Source organism: Streptomyces sp. ISL-1 (assembly GCF_018614585.1).
In the GTDB taxonomy this organism is placed as follows: Bacteria; Actinomycetota; Actinomycetes; order Streptomycetales; family Streptomycetaceae; genus Streptomyces; species Streptomyces maoxianensis.
On record NZ_JAGGOI010000047.1, the window covers coordinates 46,573 to 62,220 of the forward strand.

The window sequence follows — 15,648 nt, forward strand, 5'->3', positions numbered from 1 at the left end:
GTGGAAAGATGGCCGCAAACGTCACGAACCGAGGAGATGACAGCGTGCCTGGCACGAATCTGACCCGCGAAGAGGCCCAGCAGCGGGCGAGCCTGCTGAGTGTCGACTCGTACGAGATCGACCTCGACCTGAGCGGGGCACAGGAGGGCGGGACCTACCGGTCCGTGACCACGGTGCGCTTCGACTCCGCCGAGGAGGGCGCGGAGACCTTCATCGATCTGGTCGCCCCGGCCGTGCACCAAGTCGTGCTGAACGGCAAGGCACTGGACGTCGCCGCCGTCTTCAGGGACTCGCGGATCGCGCTGCCGCATCTGCACACGGGCCAGAACGAGCTGACGGTCGTCGCGGACTGCGCGTACACCAACACCGGTGAGGGGCTGCACCGGTTTGTCGACCCGGTGGACCAGCAGGCCTATCTCTACACGCAGTTCGAGGTGCCGGACGCGCGCCGCGTCTTCGCCTCCTTCGAGCAGCCGGACCTCAAAGCGACCTTCCGGTTCACCGTGAAGGCCCCCGAGGGCTGGACGGTCGTCTCGAACTCCCCCACTCCGGAGCCCCAGGACAACGTCTGGCGCTTCGAGCCGACACCGCGGATCTCCACGTACATCACCGCGCTGATCGTCGGTCCGTACCACAGCGTGCACAGCTCGTACGAGAAGGACGGGCAGAGCGTCCCGCTCGGCGTCTACTGCCGGCCCTCGCTCGCCGAGTTCCTGGACTCGGACGCGATCTTCGAGGTCACCCGGCAGGGCTTCGACTGGTTCCAGGAGAAGTTCGACTACGAATACCCCTTCGCCAAGTACGACCAGCTCTTCGTGCCGGAGTTCAACGCGGGCGCGATGGAGAACGCCGGCGCGGTGACCATCCGCGACCAGTACGTCTTCCGCTCGAAGGTGACCGACGCGGCGTACGAGACGCGCGCCGAGACGATCCTGCACGAGCTCGCGCACATGTGGTTCGGCGACCTGGTCACCATGGAGTGGTGGAACGACCTGTGGCTGAACGAGTCGTTCGCCACCTACACCTCGATCGCCTGCCAGGCGCACGCCCCCGGCTCGAAGTGGCCGCACGCCTGGACCACTTTCGCGAACCAGATGAAGACCTGGGCCTACCGGCAGGACCAGCTGCCGTCCACCCACCCGATCATGGCCGACATCCGTGACCTGGACGACGTCCTGGTCAACTTCGACGGCATCACCTACGCCAAGGGCGCGTCGGTGCTGAAGCAGCTCGTCGCGTATGTCGGGCAGGACGAGTTCTTCCGCGGGGTGCAGGCGTACTTCAAGGCGCACGCGTTCGGCAACACCAGGCTGTCCGACCTGCTGGGCGCGCTGGAGGAGACCTCCGGCCGTGACCTGAAGACCTGGTCGAAGGCGTGGCTGGAGACGGCCGGCATCAACATCCTGCGCCCCGAGATCGAGGTCTCCGAGGACGGGTACGTCACCTCGTTCTCCGTACGCCAGGAGGCGCCCGCCCTGCCCGCCGGCGCCAAGGGTGAGCCAACGCTGCGTCCGCACCGGATCGCGATCGGCTGCTACGACCTCGACGAGAACGGCAAGCTGGTCCGTACGAACCGGATCGAGCTCGACGTGGACGGCGAGAGCACCGATGTGCCGTTCCCGCAGAACACCCGCCGTCCCGCGGTGATCCTGCTCAACGACGACGATCTGACGTACACGAAGGTCCGCCTAGACGAGGAGTCGCTGCGGGTCGTCACCGAGCACCTCGGCGACTTCACCGAGGTGCTGCCGCGGGCCCTGTGCTGGGCCTCCGCCTGGGACATGACCCGCGACGGCGAGCTGGCGACGCGGGACTATCTCTCTCTGGTCCTCTCCGGCATCGGCAAGGAGTCGGACATCGGCGTCGTGCAGTCGCTGCAGCGCCAGGTGAAGCTGGCGATCGACCTGTACGCCGCGCCGGAGTGGCGCGAGACGGGGCTGACGCAGTGGACGGACGCGACGCTGGCGCATCTGCGCGCGTCGAAGCCGGGCGGCGACCACCAGCTGGCGTGGGCGCGGGCGTTCGCCGCGACCGCGAGGACGCCGCAGCAGCTGGACCTGCTGCAGGCGCTGCTCGACGGCACGGAGTCGATCGATGGTCTGGCCGTGGACACCGAGCTGCGGTGGACGTTCGTGGAGCGTCTCGCCGCTGCCGGCCTGCTCGACGAGGACGAGATCGCCGCGGAGTACGAGCGGGACAAGACGGCGGCGGGCGAGCGCCACGCGGCGACGGCGCGCGCGGCCCGGCCGACCCAGGATGCGAAGGCCGAGGCCTGGGCCTCGGTCGTCGAGTCCGACAAGCTGCCGAACGCCATGCAGGAGGCGGTCATCGGGGGCTTCGTCCAGACCGACCAGCGCGAGCTGCTCGCCCCGTACACCGACAAGTACTTCGCCACGGTCAAGGACGTGTGGGAGTCCCGCAGCCATGAGATCGCCCAGCAGATCGCGGTCGGGCTCTACCCCTCGCTCCAGGTCTCGCAGGCCACACTGGACACGACGGACGCGTGGCTGGCATCGGCCGAGCCGAACGCCGCGCTGCGGCGGCTGATCTCGGAGTCGCGGGCGGGCGTCGAGCGTGCGCTGAAGGCGCAGGAGGCGGACGCGGCCGCTGCGTAACGAGCTCGCGCGAGGGCGCCCCGGGCCACATCGGCTCGGGGCGCCCTCGTCGGTGCCGGGCGAAAACAATGCGCCAATTACTGTGACCCGCCGTCAAACTCCTTGGCCGGACATGGATATGCTCCCGACCGTCGTTATGTGATCTTCTTCGTTCGATGGGGTTTGAGGGTGCTGATGGTTCGACAGGAAACGTCGACCGGAAGTCCGCGGCCTGCGGGCTCTTCCGTGTGGCTGCTGCCCGTCGCCGTAATCGCCGCGGCCACCGCGGCGGCCGCCGTACTGGTCTCCGAGTCGGCCCGCACCCCTGTGCTCTGGATCGGTGTCGCGGCGGTCGTCATGGTGGCGATCGCCTGCGCCGAAGCAGCGCGCCGGGGCAGGCTGGTCCAGGAGCTGCGGGCCAGACTCTCGGAGCGGGAGGCCGCGCTGGCGCGGCAGCAGGCCGAGACCGGATACCTCGCCGACGAACTGCTGCCGCAGGTGGTGGAGCGGCTGCGCAAGGGCGAGTTCCCGGAGGACGTACTCGAATCGATCGACGCCCGGGCCGAGCACCAGGCGGTGCTGCGCTCGGTACTCAACGCCGTGGTGGCCGAGGAAGATCTGCGCGAATCCGCACAGCGCGCCTTCGTCAACATCGCCCGACGGGTTCAGGCCATCGTCCACCAACAGGCGCAGGAACTACGGGAGATGGAGGACCGGCACGGCCGCTCCCCCGAAGTCTTCGGCGATCTGCTCCGGATCGACCACGGCACCGCGCTCATCGGCCGGCTCGCCGACTCCATCGCCGTGCTCGGCGGCGCGCGGCCCGGCCGCCAGTGGAGCAAGGCCGTACCCCTCTACAGCGTGATGCGCGGCGCCATGTCGCGGATCATCGACTACCAGCGGGTGGAGCTGCACTCGGTCACCGAGGTCGCCGTCCTCGGCACCGCCGTCGAGCCGCTGATCCACGCGCTCGCCGAGCTGCTCGACAACGCCACCCGCTACTCGCCGCCGCAGACCAAGGTCCATCTGACCGCCGTCGACGTGCAGTCGGGCATCGCCATCGAGATCGAGGACGGCGGCGTCAGCATGAGCGAGGAGGCCCGCAAGCGGGCCGAGCGTATGCTCCGCCAGGCCCAGCAGGGCATCGATGTCAACGACCTCGGTGAGACGCCGCGCCTGGGCCTCGCCGTGGTCGGCCGGCTGTCGCAGGCGTACGGCTTCCAGGTCTCGCTGCGCTCCTCCGCGTACGGCGGTGTGCGCGCCATCCTGGTGGTCCCGCAGGCGCTGATCACCACGGCCGCTTCGGCGACCGGTCTCGCGCATGGCATCGGCGCCTCCTCCGGCCCCCGCCCGACTCTGCCTCAGGCCCCCGCCGAGCGCCCGCCCAAGCCGGCCACCGGTCCCACGACGGTGGAAGACGAGCTCCCTGTCGTGGCCGAGCGGACCGCGAACGGTCTGCCGCAGCGGCGTCGCAAGGCGCCCGTCGCGGCACCGGCCCCAACTGCCGCGCCGGCGCCGGAGTCCGAATCGGATCCCGCACCCGCGGTGCAGCCCGGCATGTGGCTGGCCGCCTTCCAGAGCGGCGTGACCGGCGAGACCCCCGAGACGAACAGAGGGAACAACCAGCCATGACTCAGCAGCAGTCCAACCAGACCAACATGGACTGGATGCTCAAGGACCTCGCGGAGGGCGTGCCGCAGACCAGGAATGTGGTCGTCCTCTCCGCCGACGGTCTGCGCATGGCCCAGTACGGAACCGACACCGACACCGCCGACCGGCTGGCGGCCGCCTGTGCCGGGCTGCAGTCCCTGGCCGGCGCGGTCGCCTCCGAACTCCCGCACAGCGACGGCCGGATGCGGCTGGTCGTGATCGAGATGGACGGCGGTTTCTTCTATCTGATGGCAGCGGGCCCCGGGGCATTCCTCGCGGTGCTCGCCGACGCGGACGTCGACGCAGGGCTGATGGGCCAGCGGATGCGGGACCTCGTTCTGCGGATCGGTGAGCACCTGAGCACCCCGCCGCGTCAGGATGGACAGCCGAGGTGAGCGACGCGGGCGGCCGGGACTGGGAGGACAGTCCCGAGCGGCTCTACGTCATCACAGGTGGCCGCAGCGGCTCGTCCGTCCCCGCCACGCTGGACCTGGTCACCCTGATCATGGCCAGGTCCGGGCCGAAGCCCGGTATGCAGCCGGAGCACGCGGCGATCATCCGGCTCTGCGACGCGCCGCTGTCGGTCGCCGAGATCTCCGCGTACACCGGCCTTCCGGTCAGCGTCGTGACCGTGTTGATCGGCGATCTGCTCGCCGGCAACCGGGTCGTCGCCCGAGCACCCGTCCCACCCGCCCGACTTCCCGACCGCGCTTTGATTGAGGCAGTGATCGATGGACTTCAGAGGCTCTGAGCAACCGGCGCCGGCCGCCGGGCCGCGGAGCGAGGATGCGCTGCCGGCAACCGCTGCCGCCGCCGTCAAAGTGGTGATCGTGGGCGGCTTCGGGGTCGGCAAGACGACCCTGGTCGGCTCGGTCAGCGAGATCCGGCCACTGACCACCGAGGAGACGATGACCCAGGCCGGGGTCGGCGTCGACGACACGGCGGGCATAGGCGACAAGACGTCGACGACGGTCGCGATGGACTTCGGCCGCATCAGCATCAACGAGGAGCTGGTGCTCTATCTGTTCGGCACTCCCGGACAGGAGCGCTTCTGGTTCCTGTGGCGCGGTCTGTTCGAGGGCGCGCTGGGTGCCGTGGTGCTGGTCGACACCCGCCGCCTCGAGGTCAGCTTCGACGTCATCGGGCGTCTGGAGGAGCGCGGGGTGCCGTTCGTGGTGGCCGTGAACTCCTTCCCGGACACGCCCGGTTATCCGGTGGATGAGCTGCGGGCCGCGCTCGATCTCCCCGAGGCGGTGCCGATCGTGATGTGCGACGCCCGGGAGCGCGCGTCCAGCCGGGACGTACTGATGACGCTGATGCGCTACCTGCAGACGCTGGCCACGACGCGGGAGGCGTCATGATCCTGCCCTCGCGACGCCTCGCGACGGCGCACGGCCCACGGCCTGGTCCGTTCTCACCCCGACGGCCGGGGAGGGCGCGGTGGCGTGCCCCATAGCCGGGGGCTTGTCCTATTGGATCAACCGCTCGGAGTGAATACTATGCGCCATGGTTGATCGCTCTGGGGCGCAAGTGACCTCTGCTGAAGCAGAGTTGGCGTCGCGCCCCCAACGAGAGGGAGTTCGCAGTGGGACCCGAGCTGAGAGTTCCACCGATCTTCTCTCCCATTCCGCCGGCGATCCATCCGTGCCATGCGGACATAGACGTGCAGACCGCGGCCTGGGCCGAAACGTTTCGCATCGGGTCCGACGAGTTGCGCGGCAGACTCGTGATGCAGGACATCGGCACGTTCTCCGCCCGGATACTGCCGGAAGGCAGTGAGGAGGTCGTCTCCCTCCTCTCGGACTTCGTCCTGTGGCTCTTCGGCGTGGACGACGGACACTGCGAGGAGGGGGAACTCGGCCACCGGCCCGGCGACTTGGCCGGCCTGCTCCATCGTCTGCTGCGCGTCGCCCAGAACCCGGAAGCCCCGATGCTGCTCGACGAACCGCTGGCCGCGGGACTGCGGGACCTGCGGCTCCGGGTCAGCCGCTACGGCACCCCGGGCCAGACGGCCCGCTGGGTGGACGCGCTGCGGGAGTACTTCTTCTCCGTGGTGTGGGAGGCGGCCCACCGCAGTACGGGCACCGTGCCGGACCTGAACGACTACACCCTGATGCGCCTCTACGACGGCGCGACGTCCGTGGTGCTACCGCTGCTGGAGATGGGACACGGCTACGAGCTCCAGCCGCACGAGCGGGACCACACCGCCGTGCGCGCGGCGGCCGAGATGGCGTCCTTCATCATCACGTGGGACAACGACATCTTCTCGTACCACAAGGAACGCAACGGGTCGGGCTACTACCTCAACGCCCTGCGGGTGCTGGAGGAGGAGCACGGTCTCAATCCCGTCCAGGCACTGGAGACGGCGATCTCCCAGCGGGACCGGGTGATGACCCTCTTCATGCGCCTGAGCGCGCACCTGCAGCCGACGGCCAGCCCGCAGCTGCGGCGGTATCTGAGCAGCCTTGCCTGCTTCATACGCGGCGCCCAGGACTGGGGCATCAGCTCCGTTCGGTACACCACGCCGGACGATCCGGCGGCCTTCCCGTCGGTGTTCCGCGATACGCCCACCGACGACAGCCGCGAGCCACTGGACATCCCCGCCGTCTCCTGGTGGTGGGACCTCATGCCCGACGAGGTGCCCGGTCATGTGCCCCACCTCGTGCCCGACGGGACCGCATCGCGTGTACGGCACCGGCCGATGCAGGGGAACGCGGCCTAGAGCAACGGGTTCTCCGGTGTCGGTGCCGGTGCCGGTGTCGGTGCCGGTGTCGGTGCCGGTGTCAGGACGGCCGGCTGTGCCGCGTGACGCGTCCGTCGTCAGCCCGTCGCCGCCGGTGAGCGCGGGATGCGGCGGCCCCGCCCCAGCACCACCTCAGGCTCCCGGCAGGCCGGAGCCTGAATGGTTGGGGGGATGGCAGGCATGGCAAGGGCGCCTTGGGTGCGTACACACCTCAAGGCGCCCTTGGAAAGCCGGTGGAGCTAGTAGATCTCGTGGAGCTGACGGGGCCTGAAGCCGGTCAGGTCTGCTTCCTGGACTTGTCGAGAACCATTACCAGGCCCACGATCAGCAGGAAGAGCCCCACCGGCGCCGCGACAAAGAGGCCCACCGTCTCCATCACGCTCAGACCCTGGCCCGGGTCCTCGCCGTCGTCACTGAAGGCAAGCGCGGGCGACGACAGGAGCAGCATCATCAGCGTCGTACCGGCCGCGACGGAGCCGGCGCGCAAAGCGTTCTTCTTGTCCACGATGCCAACGTAGCGAACGGCTATCCCGGCCGCGCGTCCGGGGGTGCCGTACGGGGCGTGAAGACCCCCATCAGCGCGTGCAGGCGGGGCGAGGCGGCCAGCTCCTCCAAGGGGACCGGGCGGCCTTCGGCGTCCGCGACCGGCAGGCGCCAGTTCGGGTACTGGTCCCAGGTGCCCGGGAGGTTCTGCGGGCGGCGGTCGCCCACCGCGTCCGGCAGCCAGACGCCGACCATGCGGGCGGGTGTACGCAGCAGAAAGCGGTAGGCCGCGCGGATCTGGCCCTCCTCGTCGCCCGTGCCCTCGGGCAGCAGGCCGAGGCCGGTGAGCAGGCCGAGCCATTCGGAGACGTTCGCCGCGTCCTGCGTACGCTCCTGCTCCAGAGGGCGGGTGAGCAGACCCAGGCGGTGCCGCAGCGCCACATGCTCGCCGGTCAGCCGGGCCGCGGTGGACGGCAGATCGTGCGTGGTCGCGGTGGCGACGCAGCCCTCGCGCCAGCGCTCGGGCGGCAGCGGGCGGCCCGTGCCGGCCCAGTCGCGCTCGAACCAGAGCACGGAGGTGCCCAGCACGCCCCTGCGGGTCAGGGCCTCACGCACACCCGGTTCGACCGTGCCGAGGTCCTCCCCTATGACGACCGTGCCCGCGCGGTGGGCCTCCAGGACGAGGATCGCGAGCATCGCCTCCGCGTCGTATCGCACATACGTGCCCTCGGTGGGCGGGCTGCCCTCCGGGACCCACCAGAGGCGGAACAGGCCCATGACATGGTCGATACGCAGCGCGCCCGCGTTCCGCAGGAGGCCTCGGAGCAGTCCCCGGTACGGGGCGTAGCCGGACGCGGCCAGCACATCCGGCCGCCACGGGGGCAGCCCCCAGTCCTGGCCGCGTGCGTTGAAGGCGTCCGGGGGCGCGCCGACCGACATCCCGGCGGCGAATGCCTCCCGCTGCGCCCAGGCGTCCGCACCGCCGGGGTGCACGCCGACGGCCAGGTCATGGACGATGCCGACGCCCATGCCCGCCTCACGCGCCGCCTGTCCGGCCGCGGCCAGCTGCCGGTCGGTGAGCCAGACCAGCCGCCCATGGAAGTCGACCCGGTCCATCAGCTCGTGCCGGGCCCGCGCGGTCTCGGGCGAGCGCGGGTCCTGCAGCGCGGCGGGCCAGGAGTGCCACGTGGGCCCGTGCACCTCGGCGAGGGCGCACCAGGTGGCGTGGTCCTCCAGTGCCTGCCCCTGCTCGGCCAGGAAGTCGCAGTACGCGGCGCGGCGGCCGGGCCCCAGCGGGATACGGTGCACGATCTCCAGGGCCGCGCGCTTCAGCGCCCACACGGCGTCCCGGTCGATCAACGCACCCTTGGCCAGCACGGATTCACGCAGTCGCGCGGCCTCGTCCCGGAGCTCGTCCAGCCGCTGCCGGTCGTCGGGGCCGGCGTACGCGTACTCAGGGATGTCCTCGATCCGCAGATGGACGGGATCGGGGAACCGCCGCGAGGACGGCCGGTACGGGGAGGGATCGGTGGGCGCGCCGGGCACTGCCGCGTGCAGCGGGTTGACCTGCACAAACCCGGCCCCGAGCGCTCGCCCTGACCAGGTGGCGAGCTCGGCCAGATCGCCGAGGTCGCCCATGCCCCAGGACCGGGCGGAGAGCAGGGAGTAGAGCTGCACGAGAAACCCGTACGAGCGCCGGTCGGGCGACGGCACGCGGGCGGGCGCGACGATGAGGGTGGAGCGTGCCACGCGCTCGTCCGGGGCGTGGGCGTGCAACTGGTGTACGCCCAGGGGAAGTTGCGGCCAGTCATGAGCCATGTCGGCGGGATGCGCCATGTCGGCGGGATACGCCGCCTCGGCCGGGAGCGGCACGTCGGCCGGTGGCACCGCGCCGGACACAGGCGCCACATCGATCGGAGGCGCCGCGCCGACCGAAGGCACCACGCCGGCGGGATGCACCACGCCGGCCGCAGAAGCCGCCTCGGCCGTAGTGGTCGGCTCCGCGCCACCCGGCGGGGCAGCGCCCGCCGGACCCGGGCTGGTCCACTGGACCGCCCCACCGCCCTCCGTCTCGACCCGCACACTCGTGCCCGCGGGGAGCGCCGTCAGGGCAGGTGGGAGCGGATCGGCGCCCTCACTCCACAGCACCACGGTCGGCGGCAGCAGGCGGGCCGACGCCGCGGACTCGGCGTGGTTCAAGGCATCACGTAACGCCGCGGGCGTCGACGCGTCGATGTCGAGCGCCGCGAGGACCGCAAGGACCGTGGCGTCGGGGACAGGGACCGTGACGCCCTCCGAGGGCGCGTAGGCGGTGGCGACTCCGTGCAGCGCGGCGAGCCGGTCTAGGCCCATTCAGACTCCTGGTGACTCCGTGCCGCCGGCCGTCCCGTGCGCGGTCGGCTCACTGGTGAGGGGAGCGGCGTCGGCGAGGGGCGGCTCACTCGTCAGCGGGGCGGCGTCTGCGAGCGGGGGTTCGCTGGTGAGCGGGGCGGCATCGGCGAGCGGGGGTTCGCTGGTGAGCGGGCCGGGGCCCGGGACCTGTTTGGACAGGGCGGAGAGCAGCAGATGCGCGGATGCGGCCATGGGGGACACTCCAAGCTGACGGGATCGGGACACAGGCGCCCTACCCAGCGATCGCGAAGGCAGACCTGCACGATCGGTCAACGTGTTCCGTGTCACACAAAGTTCCCCACATTCCCTCCCTCACCCCGCAGTTGAGTCACATTGCTTCAAACCACCCATAGCATCAGGCAAAAGGTGCACAACGGCCGCTCGCATTGACACCCGGAGTGTGGCGGTGGTGGGCTCGAAACCGACCGGAACGTCAGGGATGGACGAGGGGAGACTGACGTGCGGCTCGCGCGCAGGAGGCGGACCGCGACAGCCGTCGCAGTCGCAGTCATCGGCAGCCTGCTCGGCGGCGCGCACGGCGCGGTCGCGGCCCCCGAAGACCCCGGCTCCCTGCCCAGCACCGCCAAGGACCCGGAGGGCGAGTCCGCACTGCCGTCCGTGTGGCCGCGCCCGCAGACGATGCGGGCCGCGGGTTCCGCCGTGCCGCTCGGCGACGAGGTGACCGTCGCTGCGGACCGCGATGCCGATCCGTACGCCGTAGAGCGGCTCAAAAAGCTGCTGCGCGATGCCGGCGTACGGACCGTGCACACCCAGCTGCCCGGCCGCGGTCCCGTCCTGCGTATCGGCGGCACCGGCGCGCAGAACGCGCTGCGCGCCCTGCGCGCGCCCGAGCGCGCCGACCTGCCCTCCGGCGGCTACCGGCTCGCGGTCGGCCAGGTCGAGGGCCGCGACACGGTCGCGCTCGACGGCCTCGGCGGGGACGGGCTCTTCCACGGCGTCCAGACACTGCGCCAACTGATCACCGACCGGAAGACCGTCGCCGGTAGCGGTCACAAGGCCGTCGCCGGAGTCCTCGTACGCGACTGGCCGGGCACGGCCGTACGCGGACTGACGGAAGGCTTCTACGGACAGCCCTGGAGCCATCAACAGCGTCTGGCGCAGCTGGACTTCATGGGCCGTACCAAGCAGAACCGCTATCTGTACGCGCCCGGCGACGACCCCTTCCGGCAGGCCCGCTGGCGCGACCCCTACCCCGCCGCGCAGCGCGCCGAGTTCCGCGAACTCGCCGAGCGTGCCCGGCAGAACCACGTCACGCTCGCCTGGGCCGTCGCGCCCGCCCAGGAGATGTGCCTGGCCAAGAACGACGACGTCAGGGCGCTGACGCGCAAGATCGACGCGATGTGGGCGCTGGGTGTGCGCGCCTTCCAGCTGCAGTTCCAGGACGTCAGCTACAGCGAGTGGCACTGCGACAAGGACGCGGACGCCTTCGGCTCCGGCCCGGAGGCGGCGGCCAGGGCGCACGCGCGGGTCGCGGGCGCGGTGGCCCGGCATCTGGCGGACCGGTATCCGGTGGCCGAGCCGTTGTCGCTGATGCCGACGGAGTTCTACCAGGAGGGCGCCACCGACTACCGGCGGGCGCTCGCGAGCGAGCTGGACAGCCGGGTCCAGGTGGCGTGGACGGGTGTCGGGGTGGTGCCGCGCACGATCACCGGGCGCGAACTGGCGGGCGCACGCGACGCGTTCAGACACCCACTGGTCACCATGGACAACTACCCGGTCAACGACTACGCACAGGACCGGATGTTCCTCGGCCCCTACACGGGCCGCGAGCCTGCCGTGGCGAGCGGTTCGGCCGCGCTGCTCGCCAACGCCATGGAGCAGGCGTCCGCCTCCCGCATCCCGCTGTTCACGGCCGCCGACTACGCCTGGAACCCGAAGAGCTATCGCCCCCAGGAGTCCTGGCAGGCCGCGATAAACGACCTCGCGGGCGGCGACGCGAAGACCCGTGAGGCGCTGCGCGCGCTGGCGGGCAACCACGCCTCCTCGATCCTCAGCCCCTCCGAGTCCGGCTATCTGCAGCCGCTGCTGAAGGACTTCTGGTGGTCCCGTACGACGACGGACGTGGCGGCCAGGGACCGGGCAGCGGCCTCGCTGCGCGCCGCGTTCACCGTGATGCGCGAGGCTCCAGAGCGGCTGAAGCGACCCGCCGACGGCCGTCTGGGCGACGAAGTACGGCCGTGGCTGGAGCAGTTGGCGCGGTACGGCCGGGCCGGCGAGCTCTCCGTCGACATGCTGCAGGCGCAGGCCCGCGGCGACGGCGAGGCGGCCTGGCGGGCCTCGCTGGACCTGGAGCTGCTGCGCAAGGAGCTCGGAGCGAGCCGCGCGACCGTCGGTAAGGGCGTGCTGAACCCGTTCCTGGAACGGGCGGCGAAGGAGTCGGCGGCCTGGACGGGCGCGGACCGCGTCAAGGCCACGGCGGGCGACGACACGGTGTGGCTGGACCGAACGAGGCCGGTGGCGGCGGTGACGGTGATGTCGGAGCCGGGGCACGGGACGGCGGTCGCAGGCGCGGACGGCACCCCGAGCGGAACCGCGGGCTCGGGCGACTCCGGGGCCGCGAGCCAGACCCCGCGCGGGCGCGCGGGTGGACCCCCGGGCAGCGGCTCAGGATCCGGCGGCCGCCTTGAGGCGCACGTCCCGGGCGAGGGCTGGCGCACGCTCGCTCCCCTCTCGGCGAGCGGCTGGACCCAAGCCGATGCCAAGGGACTGCGGATGGACGCGGTGCGGATCGCGTCGGACGGGGGCGAGCCCGTCGCCGTACGGTCCGTGGTGCCCTGGTTCGCCGACGAGCCGGCGGCCGGCCTCGATCTCGTACAGGGCGAGACGAACGCCGAGATCGGCGGCGGTCCGCAGCGAGCCGGCATCCGGCTGACCGCGCGCCGCCCCGCCGAGGTGCGCGGCGCGCTCACCGCGAAGGCCCCGGCGGGCATCAAGGTGTCGGTGCCGAAGGAGACGACGGTGCCGCGTGGACTGCGTACGACCGTGCCGGTCGAGGTCACCGTCCCGGCGGGCACACCGGCCGGGGAGTACCAGGTTCCGCTGTCCTTCGCGGGCCAGGAGCGCACGCTCACGGTGCGTGCGTATCCGCGCACCGCGGGCCCCGACCTCGCACGCGCCGCGGGCTCCGTCGCCTCGTCGTCCGGCGACGAGACGGCCGACTTCCCGGCGGCCTCGGCGATCGACGCCGACCCCAGAACCCGCTGGTCCTCGCCCGTCGAGGACGGCGCCTGGTGGCAGCTGGAGCTGAAGCGGCCCGCCCGGGTCGGCCAACTGGTGCTGCACTGGCAGGACGCGTACGCGACGAAGTACCGCGTCCAGGTCTCCTCGGACGGCCGCATCTGGCGTACGGCCGCCACGGTGACGACAGGCCGGGGCGGGCGCGAGACGGTCCGCATGGACAGCCGCGACACCCGCTTCATCCGCGTCCAGGGCGAGGCGCGCGCCACCCAGTACGGGTACTCGCTCTGGTCGGTCGAGGCTTACGCCGTCGCGGAGTGAGCGCGAGTGAGCACCGTGTGAGTACGGGGCGGCGGCGAGGGACTACGAAGGCCCGGATCTTAGGCGGAAATGCCGTCGATCCGGGCCATCGCGTCGTCCGCGCCGTACGGCTGCAGGTATGGCAGCCAGCGCGGGTCCCTATGCCCGGTCCCGATGATGCGCCACGCGAGCCCGCTCGGCGGGGCGGGCTGTTGGTGCAGCCGCCACCCCAGCTCCCGCAGATGCCGGTCCGCCTTGACGTGATTGCAGCGGCGGCAGGCCGCCACCACGTTGTCCCAGACGTGCTGTCCGCCACGGCTGCGCGGAATGACATGGTCGACGCTGGTTGCGACGCCACCGCAGTACATACAGCGCCCGCCGTCGCGGGCGAAGAGTGCTTTGCGGGTGAGAGGAACAGGCCCCCGGTAGGGGACCCGCACGAACCGTTTCAGACGTACGACGCTGGGAGCGGCGATGACACGGGTCGCGCTGTGCATGAAGGCGCCGGACTCCTCGAGGCAGAGAGCCTTGTTCTCCAGGACGAGGATGAGCGCGCGGCGGAGCGGTACGACGCCGAGGGGCTCGTACGACGCGTTGAGGACCAGGACGTGCGGCACGGTGGATGCCTCCTTGTACGCCGGCGGCGCGTGGCTCGCGCCGGGACGATCTGCTCTCAGTCTCTCCTCATGCCAGGTCCGAGCGCCACCACGTGCGGGTAACGGGCTCGAGGTGTTTTCAACCACATGCCTACGACCTGCCTCGAGGCCGCGACAGGCCGCGAATTGCTCATCCCCAGGTGAGCCTCGTCTCTCCCTCGAACAGCGCACCGGATCACACCGGATGCCCCGTTAGGGTGGTTGAGCTGCTCCCGCAATGCCTGGAGGTTCCCCCCGTGTCCTGGTCCGTCCTATTGGCCGCCGATCCGTCGCCCGAGCCTGCCTCGCTCGACGAGGCCGCCAAGCAGGCCGGCGACGCAGCGAGCTGGGTGGAGCAGAACTGGTCCACCTGGCTGAACACCGGTCTGCGCATCGCGCTGATCCTGGTGGTCGCGCTGGTGCTGCGCATGCTCCTCCGCCGTGCCCTGACCAAGCTGATCGAGCGGATGAACCGCTCCGCCCAGGCGGTGGCGGGCACCGCACTCGGCGGCCTGCTGGTCAACGCCGAGAGACGACGACAGCGCTCCGAGGCCATCGGATCCGTACTCCGCTCGGTCTCTTCCTTTGTCATTCTCGGCACCGCGGGCCTGATGATCCTCGGCGCTTTCGAGATCGACCTGGCCCCGCTGCTCGCCTCGGCGGGTGTCGCGGGCGTCGCGATCGGTTTCGGCGCGCGGAATCTCGTGACGGACTTCCTCTCGGGCGTCTTCATGATCATGGAGGACCAGTACGGCGTCGGTGACAGCGTGGACGCGGGCGTCGCCTCGGGCGAGGTGATCGAGGTCGGCCTGCGCGTTACCAAGCTGCGCGGCGACAGCGGTGAGATCTGGTACGTGCGCAACGGCGAGATCAAGCGCATCGGCAATCTCAGCCAGGGCTGGGCGACGGCGGCGGTCGACGTCATGGTCCGCTCCTCGGAGGACCTGGACCACGTCCGCTCGGTGATCGGCGAGGTCGCGGACGACCTGGCGAAGTCCGAGCCGTGGAACGAGCAGCTGTGGGGCCCGGTCGAGGTGCTGGGCCTGAACGAGGTGCTGCTGGACTCCATGACGGTCCGGGTCGCGGCGAAGACGATGCCGGGCAAGGCCCTGGGCGTGGAGCGGGAACTGCGCTGGCGCATCAAGCAGGCCTTCGACGCGGCGGGCATCCGCATCGTGGGCGGCCTGCCGCCGACGCTCGAGGAGGCCCTGCTCGACCCGACTGCGGGGATGGCCGCACCGTCGGCGTACGCGTCGGCGACGTCGCCGCAGTCACTGGCGGCGACGCCGATAGCGCCGCCGGCGAACATGGCGAAGTAGCGGCAGCGACAGGGCCCCTCCCGTAGCGGAGGGGCCCTGTCCTGTTTCTGGTACTACGGACTCTCGTAGGTCGGGAACTGTCCGGTGTCGATGCTCCATGCCCCAGCGGTCATCGTGTCGCCGAAGACGTAGTCGTGTCTGGACCGGTACCGGATGCCCTCCGCCCCGGGGCCGGGGTCAGTGAGAACCGCGGCCGTGCCCTTCCGGGGGTCGATGATCACGTAGACGGGGATCCCCATGGCCGGGTAGTCCCGAGCCTCGGCTACGTGTTTACCCGGCCCAACGGTGCCCCGATCGAAGGGGCCACCCTTACCTGAGGTGACCCCCGGAGTGTG

12 protein-coding genes and 1 pseudogene are annotated in these 15,648 nt (G+C 71.0%); 8 read left to right on the forward strand and 5 right to left on the reverse strand.

Annotation, left to right across the window (positions count from 1 at the left end):
• The first annotated feature begins 44 nt into the window (after window positions 1-44).
• The 6 genes from pepN (at window position 45) to J7E87_RS29640 (ending at window position 6,966) form a co-directional block, all read left to right on the forward strand.
• A complete protein-coding gene (pepN, locus tag J7E87_RS29615; protein WP_215097674.1) occupies window positions 45-2,615 on the forward strand; it encodes an aminopeptidase N in 2,571 nt (856 codons plus the stop codon).
• A 174-nt stretch (window positions 2,616-2,789) separates the two neighbouring features.
• Window positions 2,790-4,226 carry a sensor histidine kinase KdpD gene (locus J7E87_RS29620; RefSeq protein ID WP_215097675.1) on the forward strand — a complete coding sequence of 479 codons (1,437 nt, stop codon included), beginning with the start codon at window positions 2,790-2,792 and terminating at the stop codon, window positions 4,224-4,226.
• Complete coding sequence (locus tag J7E87_RS29625) at window positions 4,223-4,639, forward strand: roadblock/LC7 domain-containing protein (protein ID WP_215097676.1); 417 nt, start codon at window positions 4,223-4,225, stop codon at window positions 4,637-4,639. The genes J7E87_RS29620 and J7E87_RS29625 overlap by 4 nt, the downstream gene beginning before the upstream one ends.
• On the forward strand, window positions 4,636-4,995 hold the full coding sequence (locus J7E87_RS29630) for a DUF742 domain-containing protein (RefSeq protein WP_215097677.1): 360 nt from the start codon (window positions 4,636-4,638) through the stop codon (window positions 4,993-4,995). Before J7E87_RS29625 ends, J7E87_RS29630 begins: the two co-directional genes overlap by 4 nt.
• Window positions 4,976-5,605: an ATP/GTP-binding protein gene (locus tag J7E87_RS29635; protein ID WP_215097678.1), complete on the forward strand. Its 630-nt coding sequence runs from the start codon at window positions 4,976-4,978 to the stop codon at window positions 5,603-5,605. The genes J7E87_RS29630 and J7E87_RS29635 overlap by 20 nt, the downstream gene beginning before the upstream one ends.
• A gap of 224 nt (window positions 5,606-5,829) precedes the next feature.
• Entirely contained in the window at window positions 5,830-6,966 is a 1,137-nt protein-coding gene (locus tag J7E87_RS29640; protein WP_308313120.1) for a selina-4(15),7(11)-diene synthase, read from the forward strand.
• Between the two features lie 298 nt (window positions 6,967-7,264).
• On the opposite strand, the gene J7E87_RS29645 is transcribed toward J7E87_RS29640, so the two are convergent.
• The 3 genes from J7E87_RS29645 to J7E87_RS29655 are packed head-to-tail and all read right to left on the reverse strand — an operon-like array spanning window position 7,265 to window position 10,053.
• The gene (locus J7E87_RS29645) at window positions 7,265-7,492 is read right to left on the reverse strand and encodes a hypothetical protein (protein WP_215097679.1); all 228 of its coding nucleotides are present in this window, start codon (window positions 7,490-7,492) and stop codon (window positions 7,265-7,267) included.
• A 20-nt stretch (window positions 7,493-7,512) separates the two neighbouring features.
• Window positions 7,513-9,822 (reverse strand): 4-alpha-glucanotransferase, encoded by a 2,310-nt coding sequence (malQ, locus tag J7E87_RS29650; protein ID WP_215097680.1) that lies wholly within the window; start codon window positions 9,820-9,822, stop codon window positions 7,513-7,515.
• A complete protein-coding gene (locus J7E87_RS29655) occupies window positions 9,823-10,053 on the reverse strand; it encodes a hypothetical protein (RefSeq protein WP_215097681.1) in 231 nt (76 codons plus the stop codon).
• Window positions 10,054-10,320: 267 nt separating this feature from the next.
• On the opposite strand from J7E87_RS29655, the gene J7E87_RS29660 reads away from it, so the two are divergent.
• Window positions 10,321-13,380 carry a beta-N-acetylglucosaminidase domain-containing protein gene (locus J7E87_RS29660; protein ID WP_215097682.1) on the forward strand — a complete coding sequence of 1,020 codons (3,060 nt, stop codon included), beginning with the start codon at window positions 10,321-10,323 and terminating at the stop codon, window positions 13,378-13,380.
• A gap of 59 nt (window positions 13,381-13,439) precedes the next feature.
• Here J7E87_RS29660 and J7E87_RS29665 read toward each other — a convergent pair whose 3' ends face one another.
• On the reverse strand, window positions 13,440-13,976 hold the full coding sequence (locus tag J7E87_RS29665; protein ID WP_215097683.1) for an HNH endonuclease: 537 nt from the start codon (window positions 13,974-13,976) through the stop codon (window positions 13,440-13,442).
• A gap of 275 nt (window positions 13,977-14,251) precedes the next feature.
• Here J7E87_RS29665 and J7E87_RS29670 point away from each other — a divergent pair, with 275 nt between their 5' ends.
• Window positions 14,252-15,313 carry a mechanosensitive ion channel family protein gene (locus J7E87_RS29670; protein ID WP_215097684.1) on the forward strand — a complete coding sequence of 354 codons (1,062 nt, stop codon included), beginning with the start codon at window positions 14,252-14,254 and terminating at the stop codon, window positions 15,311-15,313.
• A gap of 53 nt (window positions 15,314-15,366) precedes the next feature.
• Here the strand turns inward: J7E87_RS29670 and J7E87_RS29675 are convergent.
• Window positions 15,367-15,648 (reverse strand): annotated as a pseudogene (locus tag J7E87_RS29675) (Uma2 family endonuclease); the annotation flags it as partial.